Source organism: Bacillus sp. S71 (genome assembly GCF_016625265.1).
GTDB classification, from domain to species: domain Bacteria; phylum Bacillota; class Bacilli; order Bacillales; family Bacillaceae_G; genus Bacillus_A; species Bacillus_A cereus.
In genome coordinates this window covers 30,891-55,473 of record NZ_JACVUW010000019.1, presented here as the reverse complement: position 1 = coordinate 55,473, position 24,583 = coordinate 30,891, and the positions used below count along the sequence as shown (strand labels likewise).

Here is a 24,583-nt window from a genome sequence, read left to right as displayed (position 1 = left end):
CGTTTCTCCGATCGACCCCGTTATTCCGGTTGCTCCTGTTATTCCGGTCGGCCCCGTTATTCCGGTTGCTCCTGTTATTCCGGTCGGCCCCGTTTCTCCGGTTGCTCCTGTTATTCCGGTCGGCCCCGTTTCTCCGGTTGGGCCTGTTATTCCGGTCGGCCCCGTTATTCCAGTCGGGCCTGTTGCTCCTGTTGGAATATAAATCGGTGGAAGAATCGGAAATGTAGGTCCAATATTTTCTGGTCCTATCATCTCCTTATTCAATGATAAATTGTCATTGCGTTTCAATTTAATACCTCATTCCACATGTTTTTTAATTCATACACATCATTATGACCCTATCATTAAAGAATAACTTTATAACTATTCTCTTTTTTCTCCCCAAAGAATTATTACATATATTAAACATTTTACCGTTGCTATAACCGCTTTAATTAATATAATAAATTAATCATTCTATTTAAAAAGTACTAAATCTATAACATTCTTATTTAAAAAGTACTAAATCTATAACATTCTTATTTAAAAAGATGAGGTGATTTATATTCATGATAATAATGAAATTAGAAAAAAAGAAATAATGTCAATGGCCCTTGACATTATTTTCCCTTACAGGCTTACTGGACCTACGGGGCCTACTGGAAGTACTGGGCTTACCGGAAGTACTGGGCCTACCGGAAGTACTGGGCCTACCGGAAGTACTGGACCTACCGGAAGTACTGGACCTACCGGAAGTACTGGACCTACCGGAAGTACTGGTTCAATCGTTACAACAAACTCTATGTTCGCTAATAATACATCAGGTGGTCCTGTTTCAGTCATATTAGGAGGAACAAACATTCCACTTTCAAATAACCAAAGTCTCGGTAATTTTACAGTTAACGCTTCAAATGACGTATTTACAATTCCTGTAACTGGAAGATATCATTTAACCTATCAAGTTAATACGACAACCGCTCTACTTGCTGGAACTAGACTACTATTAAACGCTTCTACGCCAATTCCTGGCTCTATTTTTTCTCCCGCTTTATCAACTTCAAGTTATAGTAATAATTTAATTACTAATTTAAATGCTGGTAATACAATTTCACTACAATTATTTGGTATATTATCCGTCGTGAATTTAGTTGGAGGTGGATCAACAGGTGCCTCTCTTACAATTATACGAATTGATTAAAAAATGATTCATTCTTTTTATAATAAACAATCTAAATACTCAATTGATAAATATTACGATAGTGATTACGTAACAAAAATAAATTGTACTATATCCATAGTAGAAAACATCTATACTAAATTTTCCGTATATATATTATCAATTTACACTTCCCCCATGTCGATGTTACATTAAAGATGAAGATCGTTTCTTCTTTACAGACCATCTCAATATGTATTTGAGGAACATCTCCAATCCTATACGCGAGAGCAATACTATATTGACACTCAATTGAGTGTCTTTTTTTATATTCAAAAAAATAAAACCATCTCTTATAGATGGTTTTAACAATACACATTTACTTTTACTCTTTATATTATTGCCAGCTTATAAAGCTGGATAATAAATAGTCATACTTAACCGAGTTAATGTTCTTCCTGAATTAGTATAAGTATGCGGTCTATCCGCCTTAAAGCGAATTGAGTCTCCATTATTTAACGTATATTGACAATCATTTATATCAATTGTCAATTTCCCTTCAAATACCGTTATAAACTCTTCTGTTCCTTCTTTATGCGCTTCTGAACTTAATTTCCCTTCTGTATCAATTTCAACCATATAGATTTCAAAATTCCTATCATCTTGGAAAGGAAATGAGGGATACACCTTATATCTCCCATTGTCTTCAGACAATACTTGAACATCATTTCGTAAAACTACTTTCGTATCAGGCTGTGGATTATTAATTAAAGAGGTAAATGATACTTTCAAACCATTAGCAATTTTCCATATTGTTGTTAGTGTCGGGCTTGAATCTCCTCTTTCTATCTGTCCAATCATTGTTTTACTTACACCTGTTAATTGAGAGACCTTTTCTAAACTTAATTTTTCTTTTTCACGTATTGATTTTAAATTTTTTGCCAGAATAAGTTGAATTTCTTCCATAAAAAACACTCCTACACTGTATACAATATAACGACCGTTATGTATAATAAAAAGCACACGTTATATTGTTCTTTTTGGTCATTATAACACACAAAAAATAGGGGGTTTTGAAATGCCTATATTTTCTTTTTTGTTATTTGTATTTATAAGTAGCTTCACACCTGGTCCCAACAATTTCTTAGCTATGACATACGCAAATCAATATGGATTAAAGAGAAGCATAAACTTTTGCTTTGGAGTAGCATTCGGTTTTTTCATCCTCACTTCTTTATGCAGTTTCTTTAATATTGTATTAATTAATATTATCCCTATAATTGAATTTCCTTTAAAAATTTTAGGTGTCGCGTATATGCTATATTTAGCCTTTAAAATAATTACTAGTAAAGGCGGTGCCGGTCACAATGAAAAAAATAATAAAAACTTATTTACAGTGGGTATTTTCCTTCAATTTATTAACCCTAAAGGAATATTATTCGGACTCACAGTAGTCTCTACTTTTATACTCCCTTACTACAATTCATATTCAAGTTTTCTACTTTTCTCATTATTTCTAGGTATAGTCGGTTTACTGAGTACATTTAGTTGGAGCCTTTTTGGTTCCATGTTCCAAAAACTTTTATTAAAACATAATCAATTATTTAACATCATTATGGCTGTTTTATTAGTTTTCAGTGCCGTTTCAATCGTTATGCACTAATTCGATGCTCATTTTAGATTTTGTACTTTTTAATACCACTCTTTATCATTCAGACTACTTTACATACTAATCCATCCACATACCCTATGTGGTTTAAAACTTTTAAGAGGAGACCTTCTAACAATAGGTTTCCTTCCATATCATATTAAATAAGAAGCAGGTTAAATACGGAGGTGATTTTGATTAAGACTACTTTAATTTCTCATTTTTACAATGAAGAATATTTACTTCCGTGGTGGTTAATGCACCATACAAAGCTATTTGATCATGGCATTCTTATTAACCGTGGATCCACTGATCGTTCAGTTGAAATCTGTAAAACATTCGCTCCTAATTGGGAAATACGAAACTCAAAATCATTCGAATTTGATGCTTATTTAGTTGATCAAGAAGTTATGGAAATTGAAAGAGAAATTACAGGATGGAAAATGGTATTGAATACGACAGAATTCCTGTGCTGTTATAATAAAGAACAATTTTTCAAATCACTTAACACTATGGGCGGCAATATGTTTTCAATAAGAATGATTATGATGATTGATGAACCGACTCATGGCTACACTAATCCAAGATATAGCTCTCCGCTTGTTAAACAACGTTATCACGGCATAATAATTCAACCTAATCCAAACCAACTATATCTTAACGGTAGATTAATTCACAATAATTCGCATGGGAACTATAGAGTCGGGAGACATGGTTCGCATTATCCTTATAGCATTTACATGGAACCTGCTTTTATTTTTAAATTTTTTTATAGTCCATGGAACGATGCAATGAAAAAACGAAAATTACAAATTGGGCCGACTCTTTCTCAACATAGTGTACGACGCGGATTAGGTTCTCATCACATAACAACAATTGAAAAATTAGAAAAAAAATACAAATACTATGCAACCTTAACTACGGATCTCCGGTTATTCCCAGAATACCAAATTATATTTCCTGATCTTTGTCCTTAATGTCATGAATATTTAGTTTCGACATCCATCCGTTTTTTATTAACATACCAACTCCAACTAAATACTTTTCTCTAGTAGAAATCTGAGCTAGGACGCTTGCAGCACGCAAACTCCTCTTATTTAATCTCGTATCTCTAGCCTATAATCTTTCATACCATTTCATTAAGCACTTGATGTTGGATCAGAAATAAAAAATCGTAATTCATTTGGAAAATTTTCAATTTCAGATTATATATCTTCTAAAACAAAAAATTCAAACAATAGAACCTAAACTAATGTTTGAAGTTATGGCTTTATTTTTTTCTTATTATTCACTTTAAAATCTTTTTATAATAATATTGGAAAATACGGTATAATATAAATTACTGTTCTTTAGGAGGATCACAATGGCTGATAAGTATAAATTTTTTATTCTCATTGTTACCGCATTTTTTTCATTCTTTTCTTTAATAAAAGATTTCCGCAACACTTCAAAAAGTTTCTTTTGGGGTAGTTTTATCATTCTTACAAGCTTCATGATACTATTAATACATGCTCTAGATTTAACTCAAATACTTTTTTATCCAAAGCAAATTGCGCTTGAATTTATTACAATACCACGTAAATTATTTCTACCATCTGTCACTGAGGCCGCCAGTTTCCCTCCAACACTAAGATAATAATTTGATTAAGAGCTCTTTCTAAAAGAGCTCTCTTTTTTAACATAAACATACCATATACAAAATCCAACCTTAACCACTTAATTACTTATAAGAACCTAACTTATAAAACGCATAATAATTATACTTATTTACTAGTATACAAGCCGTATCTCTTAGTAGAAGCACAGCATAATATACGATACAGGACAAAACTTTCAAAAAACTTGTCTAAGTTAATTCTCAAAAAGGGGTGAATATAAATGCCTATCGTTAAACCTTTTATAGCCGGAAGACGATTTGTAAGTACAGCCGCAACAGGAACTGCTGCTGGTGCAGATTTAACTTTTGCTAACACAGACTTCACTGATGACACTGGTGCTGTAACAACATTCCCTGCTTCTTATGCCTTTTTAACACTTTATATTAATGGTGTTATTCAAACAGGTGATACTATTACTGGTGTGACTACTACAGCTGCTACTATTGTAGGAGGAGCAGTCCTAGATGGAGGCACTCCTATCGCAATTGAATTTACTATAACGTAAATTTAGTTGTCTTTTTAGAGGTTTCATTGAAAGAAACCTCTAATTTTAAAAATTCACATCAATTTTAGTAGCAACTACATAATACAGTGCACATACTAGATAGAATGATAGAATTTTATACTCACTCTCAAAAAGAGCGCTTATCTATAGCGATCTTTTATATAGCGCAATAATTTTTCGCCTATTTGCTCTTGGAGAACCGACTAAGCAGTTAGTTAAATTAGCTAACTGCTTTTTCCATATAGTATTTATTATTATTCATAGCTTTATCCGTAATAGTAATGCTTGTGCACTATCTACTATAAATTTTCATATATTGTATTACGCTTGTCCAAAATGTGAAGTTAATACTCACGAAATCTAAATACAAGAAAGGAGTGAAAATATGCGCTCATCCATTCGTAAATTCGCTAATTTTAATTGTGAAGCACAAGCACCTAGTTCACTACCTGCCCTAGGTTTTGCCTTCAATGCTACTTCACCTCAATTTGCAACATTATTTACACCACTACTATTACCTAGTACAGGCCCAAATCCTAACATTACTGTCCCTGTAATTAATGATACAATTAGTACTGGAACTGGTATTAAAATTCAGGTAGCTGGTATTTATCAAATTAGCTATACATTAACGATTAGCCTTGATAACGTTCCATTAGCCCCGGAAGCAGCTCGCTTTTTCTTGACATTAAATTCATCGACTAATATTATTGCAGGATCCGGATCCGCAGTCCGTTCTAATATTATCGGAACTGGTGAAGTCGATGTATCAAGTGGAGTCATTCTAATTAACTTAAACCCTGGTGATTTAATTCAAATTGTCCCCGTTGAAGTAATAGGTACAGTAGATATTCGTTCTGCAGCGTTAACAGTTGTGCAAATTCGTTAATAAAGTGAAACTTTAATCAGCCCTCACCAATCGGGCTTTTATGGGCAGTCCAGCCCCCACCTAACTTCTTTGCTTCCGCTGAATTTTAAGGTGGGGGTCTTACTGTCCGGCAAATAGCAGGATAAAAACAAAAGACTTAGCTAATTAACATTTATTGTTCCTTATACACAATATCTTTTTATAGATTTGACACACATTTATATTAAACAAGCATATTTTATTGTATGACTATATAGTCATACAAATCTAAAGCGTTCATAAAAGCACACTTATATGTGTGCTTTATTTTTAATTAAAACCTACAACATTCTCACACAATATCCATATATTATCTTGATTCCTCTCTAAATGTATGGTTTGTCTCAGAGCGCTTTTAACAGCGCTCTTTTTATTTAAACTCCGATTTTTAAAGTTCGATTTTATGATTTACGTTATTATACACATGCTACGCTACTTTTGAAACAAGGTATACATCCAAAGACTGTAAGTGGACACTTCAGTTATAAAGATATGTTCATAACATTAAATCGCTATTCACATGTTTTGCCTGGAATGCAGGTGGATGCTGTTAAAATATGTAGTGAAAGACCATTTGGATAGTAATATTTGCAAATATAAAAAATGCGGTTTCTCCTCTCAAGAGAAACCGCAACATATCAATGCTTTTACTATATTTTAAACTGACTCGTATACAAATCAAAATAAAACCCTCTATTTTCCATGAGAGATTCATGATTCCCTCTTTCTAAAATATTTCCATCTTTTATAACAAGAATTTGATCTGCTTTTTCAATTGTTTTAAGTCGATGAGCGATCACAAAACTTGTGCGACCTCTCATTAAATTATTTAGTCCTGCTTGTATTTGTAATTCTGTTCTTGTATCAATATTTGATGTCGCTTCATCGAGAATTAATATATCTGCATCTGCTAAAATTGCTCGTGCAATCGCTAGAAGTTGTTTTTGCCCTTGACTTAAATTCGATCCTTCTGAAGCAATTTCTGTTTCATATTGATTTGGCAAATGCTTAATAAAAGAATGTGCAGATGCTGCCTTAGCTGCAGTGATAACTTCTTCATCAGTAGCATCTAAGCGTCCATAACGGATATTATCCATAATCGAACCAGCAAATAAATACGTATCCTGTAAAACTACTCCTATTTTACTTCGTAAAGAATTAATATCATAATCTTTTATATCTTTTCCATCAATATGAATTTGTCCTTGCTGTATATCGTAAAAGCGAGTTAACAAATTAATGATTGTTGTTTTCCCTGATCCAGTCGGACCAACTAAAGCAATTGTCTCTCCTGGCTGCGCTTTAAGACTCACTTCTTTTAAAATCGTTTTATTTTCTGCGTAGCCAAATGAAACATTCTCAAGTGCAACATGCCCTTGTAAATTTTGTACAACGAATGCGTCTTTTTTATTTTGAATTTCTGGTACCTCATCCATAATTTCAAAAACACGTTCTCCACCAGCAACTGCCGCTTGTATTGTATTCATTAAAGTCGCAAATTGACTTAGCGGTCTTGAGAATTGACGAGAATAATTAATAAAAGCCGCAATAACTCCTACTGTTGTCATTCCGTTTAAGACCATAACTGATCCAGTCCCAATGACAAGCCCCATACCTAAGTTATTAATAAAGTTCATACTTGGAAAAATAAAAGCTGAAAATGTATCAGCCTTCGTAGCTGAAACTCTTAGCTGTTCATTAATTTTATTGAAATTTTGTACAGTTTCTTTTTCTTTTCCGTACAACGTTGTAACATCCGCACCTGTAATTGCTTCCTCAATGAATCCATTTAATTCACCTAAATCTTTTTGACGCTTCGCAAAGTTTTTACCACTATATGCAACTAGTTTTTTTGTAACGTAAAACATCATAGGTACTGTAATTAAAGTTACAATTGCTAAAATCCAATTTAAGGCGAACATTGCAATCGTTACACCTATAAAAGTTAATGCTGATGAAATAATTTGTACAACGCTTTGTGTCAAAGCTTGATTCAAATTATCTATATCATTTGTCACACGGCTCATTAAATCACCTTGAGAACGCACATCAAAGAACCGTAAAGAAAGCGTTTGGATTTTCTCAAAAATATCTTGTCGTATTTTTTGAATTGTTTTTAATGCAACGTTAATCATGACAAACGTTTGTAACCATGTTAAAAGTACAGTTACACCATAAATCGCGATAAGTAACATACACATTCTTGCTGTACCACTTAAATCTTTCGGTACAATATATTGATCTATAATAACTCCCATAAAATAGGGACCTAATAATCCAAGTAATGTAGTAACAACGACTAGAAATATAACAAACATAAGAGCAGCTTTTTGATAGCCCATATAGTTCCATACCCGCATTACAGTTCCTTGAGCATTTTTAGCTTTTCCCATCTTTGGGGTGTTTCGTCCACCTTTATTAGCAAATTGCCCTTGAAAATTACGCATGTTCTTCCCCACCTTCTTTATCTAAATTACCACCTTGGGAAAGATAAATTTCCTGATAAACCTCACTTTGTTCTAACAATTGTTCATGTGTACCATTGCCAACTAATTCACCATTATCTAATACAAGTATTTTATCCGCATCCATTATGGAAGAAATTTTAGACGCAATTAATAAAGTTGTTGTGCCTTTATATTTTGTTTTTAAAGCTATTTGAATAGTAGCCTCTGATTTTGCATCAACTGCTGATGTAGAATCATCTAATATGAGAATCGGTGGCTTTCTCACAAGTGCCCTTGCAATTGATACACGTTGTTTTTGTCCACCTGATAGATTTGTCGCGCCTTGTGTTAAATTATATTGATAAGATTCTTCCAGCTTATTGATAAACTCAGTCGCACAAGCTGATGCAGCTGCTACTTCCAGCTCGTCATGTGTTGCATCTTCTTTACCATAACGTAAATTTTCTTCTATACTGCCTGAGAACAACAACGCCTTCTGAGGTACAAACCCTATTGAAGCACGGAGTTTTTGCAAATCATATTTTTTAACATCTATTCCATCTATACATATTTCACCATGATCCACATCATATAGACGTGGTAACAGTTTCGCTAAGGTAGATTTACCACTTCCAGTTGATCCAATAATCCCTACTTTTTCACCTTTTTGTATGCTAAACGAAATATCTTTTAAAACGTATTCATTATTTTTCGTATAGCTATAACTAACATTTTTAAATTCGATATTTCCTTCAATTTTCTCAGGTTCGATCGCATACGCTTCGCTTATAATATCAACCTCGGTATTTAACACTTGCTGTACACGATCCGCAGATGGAAAAGCTCGCGCAATTTGAATAAATACCATGCTAATCGACATAAGTGACATTAAAATGATATTCAAGTAATTAATAAATGCCAAAATCGCTCCTACTTGAAGCGTTCCATCGAATACTTTTTCTCCACCAATCCATAATGTTGCGACAATCCCGCCACTTACAACTAGCATAATGATTGGCATCATTAAAGAAATAAGTTGCACAGCTCGAATATTTATCTTCGTTAAATTTGTATTTACATTTCCAAATTGAGCGATTTCGTATTTTTGTCTTACATACGCTTTTATAACACGCACACCAGATAAATTTTCTTGTAGCTTTGTATTCACTTTGTCTAATGCCTCTTGCACCTTTTTAAATGTACCACTTGCTTTACTTGCAATTAAAATAATCGCAAGTAATAAAATCGGAACAACTACAAGTAATATTGGAAATAACTCTCGCGCTGTTACAAAAACAATAATTATACTTCCGATAAATAACAGTGGACCACGAACGAGAACACGTAATGTCATCGTCATTGCCGATTGAATGGAAGTGATATCATTTGTCACGATCGTTAATAATTTACCTGTTCCAAATGAGTCCCGATTATTACTAGAAAATGTTTCTATTTTCGCAAACACATCTTTTCGTATGTCTGTAGCGAAATTAACAGCTGCTTTTGTAGAATACATCATACACCCAAGCCCTCCAACTAAACCGAGTGCTGCTGCTCCTATCATAAGAAGCCCCATTTTTATTACATAATTTAAATCCCGATTTGCAATCCCAACATCAATGATATGTTGCATAATAGTCGGTTGAATTAAGTCCATCGCAACCTCAAGTACCATAAATAGCGGCCCAATAATAGCGAAGAACATGTATGGTTTTAAATACTGTAATAACTTACGAAATGATTTCATACATAATCTCCTTTTCCCATGAAATTACCACTGAATAATTCATATCCCTCCTTATTTAAGCTATATATTTTGTAATTTCTTTATTACTTCTATTATATTATGTAAATTAATATTTAACATTATTAAATGATAAGTATTAATGACTTTCTAGTCAATAAATGTGCTTTATATTATATAAATACAAAAACCGTATTCTTAATGAAAAGAATACGGTTTTTCATCTATATTTCTTCAATTGTAAAATGTAAAAACTCAGTCTCAAATCCCTTATTTTTAGAAGGACTACACGTGTAAAAACCTATTTTAACAGGCTCCTTCCCTATATCCTCCATTAAATGAGCGATTCTTATTTGTTCCCATTGATGGCCCTTTTTCACATATATTGTATAATCACCGCTTTTTCGAATAATTCGAAAACGAAGTTGTTGCTTAGATGCTTCAGTTGGATAATCTTGCGTTGACCAGTCAGAATATCCATTATTCGTTACGACAGCACCTAAGTGAGATGGCCCTTCAGGGATATATTCTAAAGATGTTTTTAGCCAACAGTTCTCCGAAATCATAACAAAAAGACCTGCTTGATCGAATTTTGAATTTGGATTCATACGTAACTGAACTTCAGCTTGAAAGTCTGTCATCATCTCATTATAAAATACATGACCATTCATTACTTCAAAACCATAATGTGTTTTAAGCCAAAAATCAGTTTCTGCTTTCGAACGGACAATAAACGCATGATTATCATTAATTTTATAGTATTCAGGTACATTCATTATAGTGAGTTGCTCAATATGTTCTGGTATATACGATATATTCATAGCTCCTCCATAATAAAGCATTTATATAGACATTTAAAACTCCGCTAATACTGGGAATTTATAACCTTTAAAATCTAACTCTTTATCACTTCGAACCATTAAATACTTGCTAGACTGTACTTCTGTAAACTGTACATCCTCAACCCCTAATTGATCCGGAGAAAAATAAAATTCGATTTCCGTAAACCTTTCATTGATTTCTCCACATAATTCATCTAAAACCGGAAGTACTGGCGCAAATACTCCAAATAATTTCAACTTTTCATTTTCTACTTCATAAACGATTAGAGCATCTAGTTTCTCTGAATAATACAATTTCTCATTCCATTCCGAATCATACATATTCAAATAAAATGAAGGATGGAAGTTTAAAGTTGAAAAACTATTTGAAAGTCTTTGGCTACTATCAATAGTTTCATGTATTAACTGTCTATTCTCTATATTATAGTAATCTAACTTTTTAAGTAGTGAATCGTTATTATTAATATTTTTATCATATGGTATAGTCATCAAATATTCCTGCACAACTTTAAATCCAAATGCTGTATATAGTTCAGGGTTTTCCGTAAACAATAATGCACATTCACATTTCTTATCGATTTCTTCTATCATTTTATCCATTAATTGTGTCATTAACCCTTGTCTACGGAAATTAGGGTGTGTCATTACTGATTGAATACCCGCCGCATTTATTTTTTCACCATTAATTAATAATGGGAGTGAAAATGCCGCAACATTTGCAATCACTTTATCTTCTTGTAAAAACGATAAAGCTTTATATGTATCATCCCAATATCCTTTATCCGAAAAATCATTCAATGTTTGAGTTTTAATTCCAAACACTTCTTCAAATAAAGGAAATAACTGCTCTCTTTTCGGTTCTTCTATTAGAAGACTTGCCAATTTTTCAACATTCCCCATGTTGTACCTCCAAATGTTAAATTCCATTAAATTAGATATACTTATATGACCTACTCTTAAAAATAGAGGTCTTACCAATCAATATACTATCATAAAACATAAAAAAAAAGTCTAATTAATTTTATGTTTTGACTATTTGAAAATAAGTCGAATAAAACAATATTAAGATTTCTGGATATTAATTAGTTTATTATATAAAAATAGCGCTTTCTAATTAGCTTTTACTAATAGAAATACACTATTTATAATAAAATATTTTTATTCTTTTATCCCTTCAAGTCTTTCCTTCGTATTAATTTCTTCTCCACTTATACGCTTTTCAAAAGACTTTCTCCAACTACTTGAAAGTGCATTTACTTCTAATATTCTTTTTACCCCTTCAATATTTTGTTTTTCCTTATGCATGATACGATTAGCAAACGCTATTGAAACACCTTTCGGATCAGACTGTAGACTTTTTAATGTATCGACTGATGATACCCATCCTTCTTTTAATACACGAAAATAAAATCCTGTATATCCTGTTTCTTGAAAATATAGTGGTAACTTTGGAATATTATATTTTTTTGCTAATTTAAAACAAGGTTGCCTTGGTTGTGTTACCTGTACGATTGCCTCTCCGAGCTCAAACGTATCACCAATACAAACATCCTCTTCGCGCATACCACTAACTGTTATATTTTCTCCGAAAGCCCCATATACAAGATCTTGATTCAATTCTTTTTCCCAGTATGGATAGTGATCACCAGTATAAACACAAACTGCTTTATCTACTCCTCCATGATGAACTAAGTCCGCCTGTCCATCTCCATTAAATTTTACAAAGGATAAATATACCGGTTCCTTTACTTGTTTCTTATTTATGCCTGTATGAATTACTTTTCCGCCGTATATAACCTCTTTTGGTAATCCTATATTTAAAGATAATAATTGATATTCATTAGCCATTCTATTTCCTCCTTTAAAGGTGTTACATGTATTTTCTCTCGATTAATTTTTACAACCCTCTCTGTTACATAAAGATGATTATAAAACCTCTAAAATCATTGTTCAATTCAATTATTTATATAATAATGATAGGTATAACCTATCATTATACTTGAGGTGATTCCAATCGAATTACGACAACTTGAATACTTTTTAGCTGTTTCAAAAGAATTACATTTCACAAAAGCAGCTGAAAAATTAAATATTTCACAGCCTTCACTAAGTCAACAAATACGTGCATTAGAGCATGAAGTAGGAATGCCACTTTTCGATCGAATTGGTAAAAAAATATCATTAACTGAAGCAGGGAAGATTTTATTATCACATAGTAAAACCATTTTTCATGAAGTCGAACAAGCTCGTTCAGCTATTCAAGACCTAAACGGATTACAGCAAGGTTCCTTAACAATAGGGGCTTTGTTAACCGTCGTAAATTATTTACTACCAACAGCTATTTTAAATTTTAATAATTTATATCCTAATATAGAGCTTTCTGTATTAGGGCTTCGTACAGGAGATATTCGTGAAAAATTATTACAAAACGAACTAGATATTGGAATTACATTTCTCCCGGTGCAAGATAAAGAGATTATCTCCATCCCTCTATACAAAAGCAATCTTACATTGGTCGTGCCCACTGGTCATCGATTAGCTGAACGTAATCATGTATCTATTGCTGAATTACAGAACTACCCTTTAATTCTTTTACCTAAAAATTTCTTTTTAACCGAACTAATTACATCTCATTGTCAAAAGTTAAACTTTAAACCAAGGCCAATTTTAGAAATTAGTACGATGGAATCTTTAATCCAAATGGTTTCCAAAGGAATGGGAATTACAGTGTTACCCAAACCATATATAGACTTTTTACAAAATAAAAACATTCAAGCTATTAAAATAGAAAACCCTACTCCAATAATTGAAATAGGGCTAATTTATAGAAAAGATAAATATATGTGTGCTGCAACTCGAGAATTTATTGAGCAACTAAAAATCACAGTACGTTCTTTCCAAAACTAAACAAAAGAGATTATCCTATGAAACCGTTTCACAACAATTTAGTAGAATAATCTCTTTTCAAAACAAAGTAAACATTATATTTAACTCTTATAAACTTTAATGTACCTTTTTAGATATTGGAATATATTTAGTAAAATATGCACCAACTAGCAATAATACAATTGAAAATAACCAAGTAAAAGCACCGCCAAAATGAAACCAATATACAAACATATTTAAGATTGCAAGTGAAAAGAAGCAAATAGAAGTTACCGCACTTTTCAATCCTTTTATCCCAGACTTTTTTCTCTTTTGATAAGCAATATACATCGCAATGACAAGAAAAAAGATAAGAACAAATGGTAACGTAACTTTTAGTATTGATAATCCCTCCAGTATAAATGCACTCTTTACATCACCATCTTATCCCATTTATCTTTTAGGTATCAATTCATTCTTATCTTCCTTCCAAAAGTCAGTATAAGTTTTATTTTTAAAGTTCACGTTCACCTCAGAAAACGGCATACTTCCTCCAACTTTCAATGAATACCAGTCGTTTAAAAGTGGTGATCCGAAACAAATCTTCATTGTACGATCATGTAAATCGAATAATACAGAATGTAAAGTTCCAAACCATTCTTCATAGTTATGCACAGTAAGTCCAGCAGGATATTCTTCTTCTACTAACTTTTTTAAAGACTCTATGCTTACTTGTTCACATCTATTTAAATGCTCATGTAAAAGGTGATATCTCTTTGTTGATTGTTCTAATTTCCTATTATTTAATTTCTGAATTGATGAACTAACTGCATGGTTTGTTGATACAATAAAAGCTTGTTTTTCACCATCAATCGTTATTGTGGATTTATGACCGTCAAATATTTCAATATATGCTGCATTTAAAGGATCAGCTATTATTAAATTAATATTACTAGCAATTGGGATTTCTTCTATTAGTAACTTAGCTTCCTGCACATTTTTACATTTCTCCAACAACAATCGAATTACCGCAAAACATTGTAAACCACTCACCATTGGCTTTCTTAAACCTGCAATATTTCCTACTGGTTGACCACATGCTGAAAATGTAACAGCTAATCCATGCTCGTTTATCCCTTCCGTTCGGCCAAAATATTGAGTAGAAAAGCCACTATGTGCATACGCACCTTCAACATGAGTTGAACAAAAACGCATATCATCTATTACTGGTGACAAATCATAATTCCTTAATACATATGTGTGCTCTAAATCGGTCTTTTTAGGTAATACTGCACAATGACTACAACCTGCTTTCAATAGTGTTTGATAGTAATACATCATATTTTTTGAAGGAATTTTTAACACTTCACAAAACCCCTCAATTTCTTCATTTATGCCTAGACAATGTTTGTTTAGTATATTTCTCGATTCTGTCCAATGGTTATTAGATATTACATTTTCTTCGTGTATAAATTGCGGGATGAGATATGGATTTTGTTTCACGAATTCCCCTTGTTGCTTTCCAATCTCATAATAACTTCCTTTTAATGATGAAAAATACCCCTTTACTTGATACATCAAACTCCCCCTCACATTGGATATATCCATATCGTACCAAATGGATTTCATTCATCCTTGATGTTTTTTACTATCTTTCTTTAACACCATCCCCTTTTAATATCTCCACTAATAATTATTTACTAGACAATTAAAGTTTTGTTAATATTGCTGTAATAGCTTTATTTCAAAATACAGTAGTTTGGATATCAAATGAGCAAAATACTTTGTTAAACCCACTTATAAGCAATCATCTAATTCATGAAATCAAAAAACTTATTTATCAAAATAAAAGGAGAATTTATGTATGAGTAGTTGCAAACCAATTGATAAATTAACTATTGAGGACCTAAAACAAAACCCCATTTGGGAATGGGCAATAGATGAAGAGGAAAACGAAGAACATGACGAAACATGGGTAAAACCAGCGGCAACTACTAATTTTACAGAAGAATTAAACGGTTCAATCGTACTAGGCGAATTATTCTTACATAATGGTGAAAAATTCCCTATGATGTGTGAAATTGATATTGAAGGTGACGAGGCCGTAATTCGTTCTGTTGTTTATTATAAGGAAGCAAAAAATGAGTATATTGCTATAGAAGATATTGTGAAAACGGTCGAAATGCCGTTATCGATTATTATTAATCTTACAATTCATGCAGAATCCAAAACCTTACGCTTCACTGCACATAAAGTAGATATTTATAAAAATTCAATAACGACTAATTTTAATTAAAGTCGGCCGAAATAAAGAAAACAATTATGAAATACAAACTGGGGAGTCATTAACGATTCCCCAGTTTTTTAAACTATATTAAAGTATCCCCTTTTCCACTAAAGTCTCTGCGATTTGAACTGAATTCCAAGCCGCACCTTTTAATAGGTTATCGGAAACAATCCAGAGGTGGAATCCGTTTGGCGTATCAGGATCTTTACGTATTCTTCCGACAAATGTATCTATTTTCCCTTCTGCATATAATGGCATTGGATACAGCTGTTCACTAGGGTTATCCTGCAAAATAACACCTGGTGCATCCATTAGTATTCCCTTGATTTCCGCAACGCTTGCTTCTTTTTCCAGTTCTATATAAACCGATTCTGAATGCCCCGATACAACTGGAACACGTACACAAGTAGCTGCCATTTTCAGGTTTTCATCTTCTAATATTTTCTTCGTTTCTTGAATCATTTTGACTTCTTCAAAAGTAAAATCATTGTCTGTAAATATATCTACTTGAGGCAGTACATTAAATGCTATTGGATAATGTTTTTTATCTTTTTTCACCGGTAATATATCACTCTTCACTTCTTCACCTGCAAGTATAGACTTAGCCTGCTCTCGTAATTCATGAATCGCATGAATGCCAGAACCCGATACAGCTTGATATGTTGAAACGATAATTCTTTCTAAACCAAATGATTTTCGAATCGGCTGAAGTGCTGTTACCATCTGTAATGCTGAACAATTTGGAACTGCAATGATACCTTTATGCTGTTTTAAAGTGTGCGCATTCACTTCCGGAACAACGAGCGGTACATCTTGTGCCATTCGGTACTCACTTGTGTTATCAATTACAATCGCACCACTAGAAACTGCATGAGTTACAAATTGTCTAGATACTTCTCCCCCAGCGCTAAAAAAGGCAATATCTACACCTTCAAAGCTAGTTGTTTTTGCCTCTTGTATAATTATCTCTCGTCCTTTGAATCTTACTTTCTTACCAGCGGATCGTTTTGACGAAAGCAATGTAACTTCAACTATATTAAACTTCATTTCATTCTCTAACAGTTCAATAATTTTTTGCCCTACCGCACCTGTAGCCCCAACAACAGCTACATGATAGCCCTTTTTGATCATCTGTTCTCCTCCAATATCACCTGAATGAATATTTCTACAATTTCATTTTATACAGAATTTAATCATTTGGAAAATTAAAATACATGATATAATCATTCACAAATCATGATAATAAAAGAGGGATCGCTTATGGAAATGAGACATGTTAAAACATTTTGCGCCATTGTGAAGTATGGTAATTTTTCTAAAGCTGCGCACGCGCTAGGTTATGCGCAATCTACTGTTACAGCACATATGAAAGCTTTAGAGAACGATTTACATATTCCTCTTTTCGATCGGTTAGGGAAAAAAGTGCTACTTACAAAAGCAGGTCATCAATTTCATCCTTATGCATTAGAATTACTTTCAATATATGAAAAAGCGCAAGAAATCCCCCAAAATACAGATTATTTAGAAGGTACATTAAGTATTACATCTAATGAATCATTAGCGGTATACCGATTACCACAATTATTACGTACTTACAAACAGAAAAATCCGAAAGTAAATATCGTACTTGAAACAAACACAAATGAACAAGCATTACAAAAATTACGTGAAGGAGAAACAGACGTTGTCTTCATAATTGGAGAAAGTATAGAACATAATGATTTTATTACGCGTACTTTTAGTAATGAAACATTTGGATGGATTTTACCAGCTTATTCCGCTGCACATACAAATCCATTCCAGTTATTACAGGAAACTCAGTTCATTTTTACAGAACAAAGTTGCGGCTATAGGACAATGGTAGATCGTTTTTTACGTCAAAGCGGAAATATTCCAGCTAAAACATTTGAAACTTCCAATGTTGAAGTCATTAAACAATCCGTCATGTGTGAGTTAGGCATTTCAATTCTTCCTTATATCGTTGTACAGGAAAGTTGTCAAAAAGAACAACTATGTTTTCAGCCTATCGAAACTCCATCCGTTATTCAAAGTCATGTAATCTATCATAAATCCAGATGGATTTCCCCGGTGTTACAGTCGTTTCTTTCCTTACTTGAACAAGATTAAGATATTAAGAAGTACATTTAAAAAGAGTAATTGCCTAATAAGCAATTACTCTCTTACATTAATTAGTATATTATTTATTAGTCTGTCCGCCACCTGCAATTAATTTACTACCTGAATATGTACCTTTGTTCATAAACACTTGATTAATTAATTCTTTTTGCTCAGCTTCCGACATTACTCCTTTTCCTTCTCCTAAATTCCCACTTTGTAATTTCCAAATCTTATTGTGATCCCCATCAACCTTTTCATATTTTCCTTGTTTCCATCGTTCTAAAATTTCTACATATGTACTTCCCTGTACAAGATCATTACTCTTTACAATATCAATTAAGCTTTCAATCCGCTCTTGTGTAATAAAAATATAGCCCCACTTTTGATCAGCTTTCGCTTTTTGATGTGCCATTTCATGTAATGCTGTCTGTATGTTCTCATCTGTCCATTTAAAATTTTTATTAAAACCACTATTTGGCAATGAATAATTGCCATTCTCTAAAAGCTTTGCATCTTCTGCTTTTACGTTACTATCAGCTAATACTTCTACTGCTGGAGCAGCTGGTGATGCCTTTTTCGCAGCTGGTTTACTATTATTTAAATAATGCAGCATACCATATGTTAAACCTACTCCGATTACCGCCATACCAGCTAGAATACCGATTATTTTAAATAGTGTTTTCATCGCGCTTGTTTCCTCCCAAATATCTCTGTTCTGAATACCTAATTATTTTTTATATAAAAACTGTTACTTCATTTAAAATATCGCATCCCATCCCCTATCATATTATTTATATATACTTTCTCATATTGTATTTCTTTTTCTTTAAAATTGAAAGATTATTCTGTTAAATACTGAAAGTATTCTACAAATTTTTCCTTTATATTTATAAAGAAGCAAAAAACAACGAGCGCGTTCTACAACACTCGTTGTTTTTACTTTATGCACGATTTTCTTTTAACCACTTCGTAATAGCATCTAACCTCGAAACATCAAAGCGTCTTTCTTCACACACATTCAAATTTTTTGAGTTTCTCACTATTTCTAATTCATTATTTCTTACACTTTTCGCCTCAATTAATTTACAATACCCATCTGTAACAGTATTTAAATTTTCATAATAACGCTGAAACGATTTTGATATATGTAAATGTTTTTCAAAGTTTCTTCTTCTTTTCGTCTCATCAGATACTTTCCGCTTTCTAAGTTCTTCATCGTTCGTATATAAATAAAAATATTGATCCGGAAAACCAATTTCCCTATTTATCATCTTTTCTTTATAAAAATTTTCTATTAAAGATAATGGCTGATTAAATATATCAAAATGAAAGCACCAATTATAACTAAGTGGTTGATATATATCCCCATCGAGTATTACTAATTCATATTGCTCTGACTTCTGAACAGCTATATTCCAGCGCTCAACTTGTTTTTCAAAATACCATGTTCTATGTTCATTTTTTGGCCTTTCAAATAAAGAATTCACTTCAGGTATTATATAAGCACCATAATTCTTTTCTAATTCACGGCACGTGGTACTTTTACCAACAGCGCTTGCTCCCTCAAATGCTATTATCCCCATAGTTTCCCCCTCTTTCATTAACTAAAATTTCATTGTTTCGCTTTTCTTCCCCATAACTTTCTCCATAAAACAATTGAAGCGATAGTGAGCATGATTGTTGTAATGATACTACCTTCAATTCCAAACGTGCCTCCATGAAGGAATACGGGGCCATTTGTTGCAGGTTTAAATAACGGCGTTGAATATATGGTCATCCCGCTAACTGCAAAACCGTAGACGTTATATTGTGCCCAATTCCAAATGGAATGCCATGCGCAAATCCCCCACAGACTACTGTCTTTTAAAACGTAAAAAGCTGCAAATACACCAACTAATATTATATTCGATATTGAAAGAATTGTAATACCTGGATTAAGTAAATGAAGAAAACCAAATAAGAAAGACGTCACAACAATCCCAACCCATATACGACTTCTAACAGAAAGAACCGGGAATAACCAACCTCGTACAATAATTTCTTCTGTTGCCCCTTGTATTAAAAATGCGACTAAAGAACCTACAATACCCAATATAGCGGTTACTGTAATTTTTTGTATTTGTAATATTACAACTCCTGCTAATAGGAGTAAAATTACTGGTATTGAAATGAAAACAAATCCTATTAATGCACCTCTCAAATATTTTCTTATCCATTGATTCCCCCAAAAACCAATGGATGAAAATGATCTTTTCTCTACAAATCTAATCCATAAAAACACAAAAAATATTGCGCCGCCAAACGTTAATATCATCTCAATGTCGCTATAAATCGCCTTCATAAAAGTTGTTTCTGCTTTCGGTAAAATCAGCATAAACAACATAAATAATTCACCTAAAGTTAAAAATATAATCGCGAGTATGACAGCAAAAACAGGATGAACTTTTCTTCTTCCTTCTTTTGCTGCTTCAATTATTTTAAATTGTTTATTTTGCAATATTCTATCCTCCTAATTATGGTACTCATCAGCAATATTAAAATAATATTTAGCCTTTTATTTAAACTTATTTTTTCATATAAATGATTTTTGTTTGGAATAAATTCAAATTAGGAATAATATATAAATAAAAGAGGTGCCTTTGTGCCTTTACTATTATCACCCAGATTAGTCAGTGGTATTACCAGCACTTGCTATTTCCCACCATTTGTTGTAAGATAGTAATTAAGGTCAATTTAACACTATATTTTCTTTGCATATTATCAAGTATCAATCAGGGACATTTTGTACTCCTTATGGGTTTTTGATAATATGTGAACTTTTATTTTCATTCAAATAAGGCCGATCATATTGTAATTTTTCTACTTTTAGGAGGCATTACCATGACATTAACAGGTAAAGTAAAATGGTTTAACAGCGAAAAAGGTTTCGGTTTCATCGAAGTTGCAGACGGTAACGACGTATTCGTTCACTTCTCAGCTATCACTGGCGACGGCTTCAAGTCTCTAGACGAAGGTCAAGAAGTTAGCTTCGAAGTTGAAGAAGGTAACCGCGGACCTCAAGCTAAAAACGTTGTAAAGCTATAATTCAAACAATAAAAAGGTTGTTACCAGCAAGGTTAACAACCTTTTTAATATATAACTAAAATTTTTTACATAAAAGGAGTGGTTACATGTATCGCAATCGAAAGAACGATGTAGCAGAAGTACCACCAGAACAAACCCCTGTTTGGGAATGTGAATCAGAGGATTGTTTAGGATGGATGAGAAAGAACTTTTCATTTGAAGAAGAGCCTAAATGCCCTTTATGTAAAAGTAGCATGAAAAGCGGAGAACGTTTATTACCTAAATTAGGTTAATTTATAATAAAAAAAACCTCTTTTAATTAAGAGGTTTTTTTTATTATAAATTTATGTCCTCAATATCAGTTCGCACTATAGAATACAATAATGCATCGTGTTGCTTATTTCCTTGATGAATATATCCGCGCAATAGACCTTCCTTTTGAAAGCCGATTTTAGATAACATTCTACAAGAAGTAACATTTTCAGGATATGTAATAGCTCCAATTCTAAACAAACCCAAATCTTTAAACCCATAATCAATAATTTCTCGAGCCGCTTCTGACGCATAACCATTTCCCCAATAACGAGGATGCAGGTCATATCCAATCTCAGATCGTTTACTCCATAATTGTAAATTGTTTAGTCCAATTGTTCCTATTAAAACGTTCGTTTCTTTTAACACAATTCCCCATCGTATTGCCTTTTTCTCAAAGTAATTTTTCGAAAAAGATTCGATCATACGTGAAGCTTGTCCAAACTCCGTAAAAGAATTCATACCGTAATAACACGTTACTTCATCCAATGAAAAGATTTCATATATTTTTTGACAATAAGATTGTTCTATTTCAACTAAACGTAAGCGTTCTGTTTCTAATATAGGAAATGCCATAGGATCACTCCTTTCTCTCTACTCATTCATTATATCAGAAAAAATATTTATAATTACTAAAGTCCTTATTGTTCCATAAATCAAACATTTCTAATGACGCATTCCCTCTTTATTCTATATACACGAATTGGATACCTTCTGATTACTACTCAAACATTACGCTATAATTTCCATAAATCGAATTTCAAATTATCAAGAACTGTAAAAAAAATTGTTTCTTCATTTTCTCCTTCCAAACAACCACCCTACCCCATACATTTATGGTAAAATATAGTTAATACATTATTTTATTGTGGAGGTGTAAATTTCCTATGTATATATTCATCGGCTTATCCCTCTTACTCATATTACTTATTTTTTTATTCGCAAAAAAATTCACACCAAACTCTTTCATGATGACTAACTTTAAAGGCAATAGCTTTAAGACATTTTCAATCGGTATTTTAATCGCTGCCATACTCTCACTTTCATATGGAACTTATCATGCAGTAACATATCAACCTAGTTATTTAGATATTAAATTAAAAAATCAAAACTACACTGTTTTCGGTAATGTAGGCGAATTCGGTTATTTCTCCGAAGAATTATTAAAAAAAGATACAGAAGTTCAACTATATTTCGTCTCTTGGAAAAAAATGCAGTTAAAAAATCCGGTAATACTTATAGAATATCCTTCAGGAAAACAAGAAACATGGAAGCCAAATATCGTATTAATACCGATAAGTAAATTACAAGAAAAACATGATATAAAAGATATTTATCAACTATCACCGTATTCATTTAAAGAATCTGGAGAAATAACATTAACAATAAAAGAAAACAATGTAAAAAACAATAGAATTTCCATTCAAATAAAATAAATAAAAACTGTTCCTTCATTTTGCTGAAGGAACAGTTTTTATTTATTCTACAGTATTATTTATTTAATGTAGCCATTATTTCATTGGCAATATTCTTTCCATTTCCAATACACGCACCAATTCCAACACCGTAATATGAGGCACCAGCTAAATATACATTTGGATAAAGATTTGTCATTTTTTCTTGCAATGCTTGAACCGCTTGATTATGTTCTAAATGATATTTCGGCATTAAATCTTTCCAATTTGTAACTTCAACTACTTCTGGTTCACCTTTAATTCCGAGACTCTTTTCAATATCATATAAAGCTACTCGTACTAATTCTTCTTCATTGTAATCCTTGATTGTTTCATATACCGGATTGGTACTCTTATAAAACATTCTAACTAATAATTTTTGTTTACCCGATGTATGTTTCCACTTTCGACTTGTCCATGTACAAGCATCACAATGTAAATCACTGTTTTCCGTTACAATAAACCCCGTACCGTCAGCTGGTAGTTGTTCATCTAGTATGTCAAATCCTAAATAAATACTAATAAGAGATGAGTTTTTAAATGTATTAAACTGCTCATTTAACTCATTAGACTGTAATAAAGTTTGCGCTATATCATGTGGAGCTGCTAAAACAACATAATCTGCTTGTACTGTTTCATGATTTGCAAAAGAAATCTCATATCGATCTTCTTGTTTACTTACAGCCGTCGTTATAGCACCTTTTTTTACGACAGTTTCAGTCAGCACTTCTTCTAAGCGATTAATTATCGTAGATAGTCCACCCTTAAATGATACGAATTTTTTATTTCCTGCTGATTGAAATTGTTTTTTATTCTCTTCAAAACCTTTAATAATACTTCCATACTTATTTTTATAATCCAGTAAATACGGTAATGTAGATGCCATTGTAAGCTCATTCAATTTACCAGAATATACGCCTGAAAGCACAGGAGCAATTTGTCTTTCCACTAACTCTTTCCCTAAAAAGCTTTCTAAAAATAGAGCAAGTGATGTATCTTTCGTAAACTCTTTATTTTTCGTTATGAAATCTTTTAAAGCTACGATTTTCCCCTTCGTTGAGACTAGCGTACTGCTAAACAACGACCGGGCACTCATCGGTATCCCAAATATAGTATCAGAAGGAATTGGATGTAACATGTTTTCAGAATATATGTAAGAAATACCCGTTTCATTATATACCATTTCATTTTCTAAATTTAAATCTTTTACAAGTGGCATAACATGTTCATTACGAGCAACGATTGAATCAGCCCCTGACTCCATAATGAAATCCTTTTCTTCCACACTATGGATTTTACCACCTAAATACTCTTCTTTCTCAATAAGAATTAAATTTAAATCGATATTATAATCCTTTTTTAATTTTTCTAAATAAAACATAGTAGAAAGTCCCGTTATACCTCCACCGATAACAACAACTGTTTTCATATGTGCTGCGCTCCTAACCGATACAATTAATAATTCCTTTTTATTATAACCAAAAGTCCTTATATTCGACTAGCAAGTTGCGCATTCTGTAAGAAATTAGACAATATATTTTAATATATTTTCAAATTACCTAATAAAAAAGAACTATAACATTTACAAACCCCGTCAT

Annotated in this window: 27 protein-coding genes; 12 read left to right on the top strand and 15 right to left on the bottom strand. The window is 32.4% G+C overall.

The genetic code is table 11. The annotated features are described in order from the left end of the window. On the bottom strand, positions 1-288 hold a 288-nt coding region (locus IBT51_RS25075; protein WP_200483294.1), incomplete at its 3' end, for an exosporium leader peptide-containing protein. 247 nt (positions 289-535) lie between these two features. Here IBT51_RS25075 and IBT51_RS25070 point away from each other — a divergent pair. Then, positions 536-1,177 (top strand): BclA C-terminal domain-containing protein, encoded by a 642-nt coding sequence (locus tag IBT51_RS25070; RefSeq protein WP_200483293.1) that lies wholly within the window; start codon positions 536-538, stop codon positions 1,175-1,177. A gap of 366 nt (positions 1,178-1,543) precedes the next feature. Here IBT51_RS25070 and IBT51_RS25065 read toward each other — a convergent pair whose 3' ends face one another. Beyond that, positions 1,544-2,158: a helix-turn-helix domain-containing protein gene (locus tag IBT51_RS25065; RefSeq protein WP_130813712.1), complete on the bottom strand. Its 615-nt coding sequence runs from the start codon at positions 2,156-2,158 to the stop codon at positions 1,544-1,546. A gap of 55 nt (positions 2,159-2,213) precedes the next feature. On the opposite strand from IBT51_RS25065, the gene IBT51_RS25060 reads away from it, so the two are divergent. The 5 genes from IBT51_RS25060 to exsF all read left to right on the top strand — a co-directional run bounded on the left by IBT51_RS25060 (position 2,214) and on the right by exsF (position 5,835). Then, positions 2,214-2,798, top strand: coding sequence for a LysE family transporter (locus tag IBT51_RS25060; protein ID WP_075718064.1), 585 nt, complete (start codon positions 2,214-2,216; stop codon positions 2,796-2,798). 179 nt (positions 2,799-2,977) lie between these two features. Continuing rightward, on the top strand, positions 2,978-3,760 hold the full coding sequence (locus IBT51_RS25055) for a glycosyltransferase family 2 protein (protein ID WP_053564517.1): 783 nt from the start codon (positions 2,978-2,980) through the stop codon (positions 3,758-3,760). Positions 3,761-4,146: 386 nt separating this feature from the next. Next, positions 4,147-4,419, top strand: coding sequence for a hypothetical protein (locus IBT51_RS25050; RefSeq protein ID WP_000774115.1), 273 nt, complete (start codon positions 4,147-4,149; stop codon positions 4,417-4,419). A gap of 242 nt (positions 4,420-4,661) precedes the next feature. Continuing rightward, positions 4,662-4,946: a DUF4183 domain-containing protein gene (locus tag IBT51_RS25045; protein WP_001123247.1), complete on the top strand. Its 285-nt coding sequence runs from the start codon at positions 4,662-4,664 to the stop codon at positions 4,944-4,946. A 385-nt stretch (positions 4,947-5,331) separates the two neighbouring features. After that, entirely contained in the window at positions 5,332-5,835 is a 504-nt protein-coding gene (gene exsF / locus IBT51_RS25040; protein WP_001257871.1) for an exosporium protein ExsF, read from the top strand. 668 nt (positions 5,836-6,503) lie between these two features. Here exsF and IBT51_RS25035 read toward each other — a convergent pair. From IBT51_RS25035 to IBT51_RS25015, 5 genes are all read right to left on the bottom strand, one after another. Next, complete coding sequence (locus tag IBT51_RS25035) at positions 6,504-8,300, bottom strand: ABC transporter ATP-binding protein (protein WP_069355588.1); 1,797 nt, start codon at positions 8,298-8,300, stop codon at positions 6,504-6,506. Then, positions 8,293-10,047, bottom strand: coding sequence for an ABC transporter ATP-binding protein (locus tag IBT51_RS25030; protein ID WP_053564518.1), 1,755 nt, complete (start codon positions 10,045-10,047; stop codon positions 8,293-8,295). Before IBT51_RS25030 ends, IBT51_RS25035 begins: the two co-directional genes overlap by 8 nt. A 221-nt stretch (positions 10,048-10,268) precedes the next feature. Next, positions 10,269-10,865 (bottom strand): DUF1349 domain-containing protein, encoded by a 597-nt coding sequence (locus IBT51_RS25025; protein WP_053564519.1) that lies wholly within the window; start codon positions 10,863-10,865, stop codon positions 10,269-10,271. 33 nt (positions 10,866-10,898) lie between these two features. After that, positions 10,899-11,786, bottom strand: coding sequence for a GNAT family N-acetyltransferase (locus IBT51_RS25020; protein ID WP_050843558.1), 888 nt, complete (start codon positions 11,784-11,786; stop codon positions 10,899-10,901). 258 nt (positions 11,787-12,044) lie between these two features. After that, a complete protein-coding gene (locus IBT51_RS25015; protein ID WP_001262982.1) occupies positions 12,045-12,734 on the bottom strand; it encodes an MOSC domain-containing protein in 690 nt (229 codons plus the stop codon). A 156-nt stretch (positions 12,735-12,890) separates the two neighbouring features. Here IBT51_RS25015 and IBT51_RS25010 point away from each other — a divergent pair, with 156 nt between their 5' ends. Then, positions 12,891-13,793: a LysR family transcriptional regulator gene (locus tag IBT51_RS25010; RefSeq protein WP_053564520.1), complete on the top strand. Its 903-nt coding sequence runs from the start codon at positions 12,891-12,893 to the stop codon at positions 13,791-13,793. A 96-nt stretch (positions 13,794-13,889) separates the two neighbouring features. Here IBT51_RS25010 and IBT51_RS25005 read toward each other — a convergent pair whose 3' ends face one another. Beyond that, complete coding sequence (locus IBT51_RS25005) at positions 13,890-14,153, bottom strand: hypothetical protein (RefSeq protein ID WP_142238913.1); 264 nt, start codon at positions 14,151-14,153, stop codon at positions 13,890-13,892. Positions 14,154-14,204: 51 nt separating this feature from the next. Then, on the bottom strand, positions 14,205-15,329 hold the full coding sequence (locus IBT51_RS25000; protein ID WP_069355585.1) for a C45 family autoproteolytic acyltransferase/hydrolase: 1,125 nt from the start codon (positions 15,327-15,329) through the stop codon (positions 14,205-14,207). A gap of 286 nt (positions 15,330-15,615) precedes the next feature. Here IBT51_RS25000 and IBT51_RS24995 point away from each other — a divergent pair, with 286 nt between their 5' ends. After that, entirely contained in the window at positions 15,616-16,047 is a 432-nt protein-coding gene (locus tag IBT51_RS24995; RefSeq protein ID WP_000093107.1) for a hypothetical protein, read from the top strand. 78 nt (positions 16,048-16,125) lie between these two features. Here IBT51_RS24995 and IBT51_RS24990 read toward each other — a convergent pair whose 3' ends face one another. Next, complete coding sequence (locus tag IBT51_RS24990; RefSeq protein ID WP_000591705.1) at positions 16,126-17,169, bottom strand: aspartate-semialdehyde dehydrogenase; 1,044 nt, start codon at positions 17,167-17,169, stop codon at positions 16,126-16,128. A 129-nt stretch (positions 17,170-17,298) separates the two neighbouring features. Here IBT51_RS24990 and IBT51_RS24985 point away from each other — a divergent pair, with 129 nt between their 5' ends. Continuing rightward, positions 17,299-18,165: a LysR family transcriptional regulator gene (locus IBT51_RS24985; RefSeq protein WP_069355584.1), complete on the top strand. Its 867-nt coding sequence runs from the start codon at positions 17,299-17,301 to the stop codon at positions 18,163-18,165. A gap of 70 nt (positions 18,166-18,235) precedes the next feature. Here IBT51_RS24985 and IBT51_RS24980 read toward each other — a convergent pair whose 3' ends face one another. From IBT51_RS24980 to IBT51_RS24970, 3 genes are all read right to left on the bottom strand, one after another. Next, complete coding sequence (locus tag IBT51_RS24980) at positions 18,236-18,841, bottom strand: PRK06770 family protein (RefSeq protein ID WP_053564524.1); 606 nt, start codon at positions 18,839-18,841, stop codon at positions 18,236-18,238. Between the two features lie 256 nt (positions 18,842-19,097). After that, positions 19,098-19,757, bottom strand: a complete 660-nt coding sequence (locus IBT51_RS24975) for an AAA family ATPase (RefSeq protein WP_119683340.1) — start codon at positions 19,755-19,757, stop codon at positions 19,098-19,100. 11 nt (positions 19,758-19,768) lie between these two features. Continuing rightward, the gene (locus IBT51_RS24970) at positions 19,769-20,653 is read right to left on the bottom strand and encodes a CPBP family intramembrane glutamic endopeptidase (RefSeq protein WP_200458560.1); all 885 of its coding nucleotides are present in this window, start codon (positions 20,651-20,653) and stop codon (positions 19,769-19,771) included. Positions 20,654-21,036: 383 nt separating this feature from the next. Between IBT51_RS24970 and cspD the strand changes: the two genes are divergently transcribed. Then, entirely contained in the window at positions 21,037-21,240 is a 204-nt protein-coding gene (cspD, locus tag IBT51_RS24965; protein ID WP_000176366.1) for a cold-shock protein CspD, read from the top strand. 86 nt (positions 21,241-21,326) lie between these two features. Next, positions 21,327-21,512: a cold-shock protein gene (locus IBT51_RS24960; protein WP_000286203.1), complete on the top strand. Its 186-nt coding sequence runs from the start codon at positions 21,327-21,329 to the stop codon at positions 21,510-21,512. Positions 21,513-21,555: 43 nt separating this feature from the next. Here the strand turns inward: IBT51_RS24960 and IBT51_RS24955 are convergent, their stop codons facing one another. Continuing rightward, positions 21,556-22,107: a GNAT family N-acetyltransferase gene (locus tag IBT51_RS24955; RefSeq protein ID WP_000885398.1), complete on the bottom strand. Its 552-nt coding sequence runs from the start codon at positions 22,105-22,107 to the stop codon at positions 21,556-21,558. Positions 22,108-22,418: 311 nt separating this feature from the next. Between IBT51_RS24955 and IBT51_RS24950 the strand changes: the two genes are divergently transcribed. Continuing rightward, on the top strand, positions 22,419-22,967 hold the full coding sequence (locus IBT51_RS24950; protein ID WP_200458561.1) for a hypothetical protein: 549 nt from the start codon (positions 22,419-22,421) through the stop codon (positions 22,965-22,967). A gap of 55 nt (positions 22,968-23,022) precedes the next feature. Here the strand turns inward: IBT51_RS24950 and IBT51_RS24945 are convergent, their stop codons facing one another. After that, on the bottom strand, positions 23,023-24,414 hold the full coding sequence (locus IBT51_RS24945; RefSeq protein WP_098976123.1) for a protoporphyrinogen oxidase: 1,392 nt from the start codon (positions 24,412-24,414) through the stop codon (positions 23,023-23,025). Positions 24,415-24,583: the final 169 nt, after the last annotated feature.

What these genes read in the sequence shown, in the direction of transcription:
- IBT51_RS25015 (WP_001262982.1), bottom strand. Translation starts at nt 12,734, where the DNA reads ATGGCTAATGAATATCAATTATTATCTTTAAATATAGGATTACCAAAA.
- IBT51_RS24945 (WP_098976123.1), bottom strand. Translation starts at nt 24,414, where the DNA reads ATGAAAACAGTTGTTGTTATCGGTGGAGGTATAACGGGACTTTCTACT.
- IBT51_RS24985 (WP_069355584.1), top strand. Translation starts at nt 17,299, where the DNA reads ATGGAAATGAGACATGTTAAAACATTTTGCGCCATTGTGAAGTATGGT.
- IBT51_RS24980 (WP_053564524.1), bottom strand. Translation starts at nt 18,841, where the DNA reads ATGAAAACACTATTTAAAATAATCGGTATTCTAGCTGGTATGGCGGTA.
- IBT51_RS25020 (WP_050843558.1), bottom strand. Translation starts at nt 11,786, where the DNA reads ATGGGGAATGTTGAAAAATTGGCAAGTCTTCTAATAGAAGAACCGAAA.
- IBT51_RS25030 (WP_053564518.1), bottom strand. Translation starts at nt 10,047, where the DNA reads ATGAAATCATTTCGTAAGTTATTACAGTATTTAAAACCATACATGTTC.
- IBT51_RS25000 (WP_069355585.1), bottom strand. Translation starts at nt 15,329, where the DNA reads ATGTATCAAGTAAAGGGGTATTTTTCATCATTAAAAGGAAGTTATTAT.
- exsF (WP_001257871.1), top strand. Translation starts at nt 5,332, where the DNA reads ATGCGCTCATCCATTCGTAAATTCGCTAATTTTAATTGTGAAGCACAA.
- IBT51_RS25025 (WP_053564519.1), bottom strand. Translation starts at nt 10,865, where the DNA reads ATGAATATATCGTATATACCAGAACATATTGAGCAACTCACTATAATG.
- IBT51_RS24960 (WP_000286203.1), top strand. Translation starts at nt 21,327, where the DNA reads ATGTATCGCAATCGAAAGAACGATGTAGCAGAAGTACCACCAGAACAA.
- IBT51_RS25045 (WP_001123247.1), top strand. Translation starts at nt 4,662, where the DNA reads ATGCCTATCGTTAAACCTTTTATAGCCGGAAGACGATTTGTAAGTACA.
- IBT51_RS25060 (WP_075718064.1), top strand. Translation starts at nt 2,214, where the DNA reads ATGCCTATATTTTCTTTTTTGTTATTTGTATTTATAAGTAGCTTCACA.
- IBT51_RS24955 (WP_000885398.1), bottom strand. Translation starts at nt 22,107, where the DNA reads ATGGCATTTCCTATATTAGAAACAGAACGCTTACGTTTAGTTGAAATA.
- IBT51_RS24995 (WP_000093107.1), top strand. Translation starts at nt 15,616, where the DNA reads ATGAGTAGTTGCAAACCAATTGATAAATTAACTATTGAGGACCTAAAA.
- IBT51_RS24975 (WP_119683340.1), bottom strand. Translation starts at nt 19,757, where the DNA reads ATGAAAGAGGGGGAAACTATGGGGATAATAGCATTTGAGGGAGCAAGC.
- cspD (WP_000176366.1), top strand. Translation starts at nt 21,037, where the DNA reads ATGACATTAACAGGTAAAGTAAAATGGTTTAACAGCGAAAAAGGTTTC.
- IBT51_RS24950 (WP_200458561.1), top strand. Translation starts at nt 22,419, where the DNA reads ATGTATATATTCATCGGCTTATCCCTCTTACTCATATTACTTATTTTT.
- IBT51_RS24990 (WP_000591705.1), bottom strand. Translation starts at nt 17,169, where the DNA reads ATGATCAAAAAGGGCTATCATGTAGCTGTTGTTGGGGCTACAGGTGCG.
- IBT51_RS25050 (WP_000774115.1), top strand. Translation starts at nt 4,147, where the DNA reads ATGGCTGATAAGTATAAATTTTTTATTCTCATTGTTACCGCATTTTTT.
- IBT51_RS25035 (WP_069355588.1), bottom strand. Translation starts at nt 8,300, where the DNA reads ATGCGTAATTTTCAAGGGCAATTTGCTAATAAAGGTGGACGAAACACC.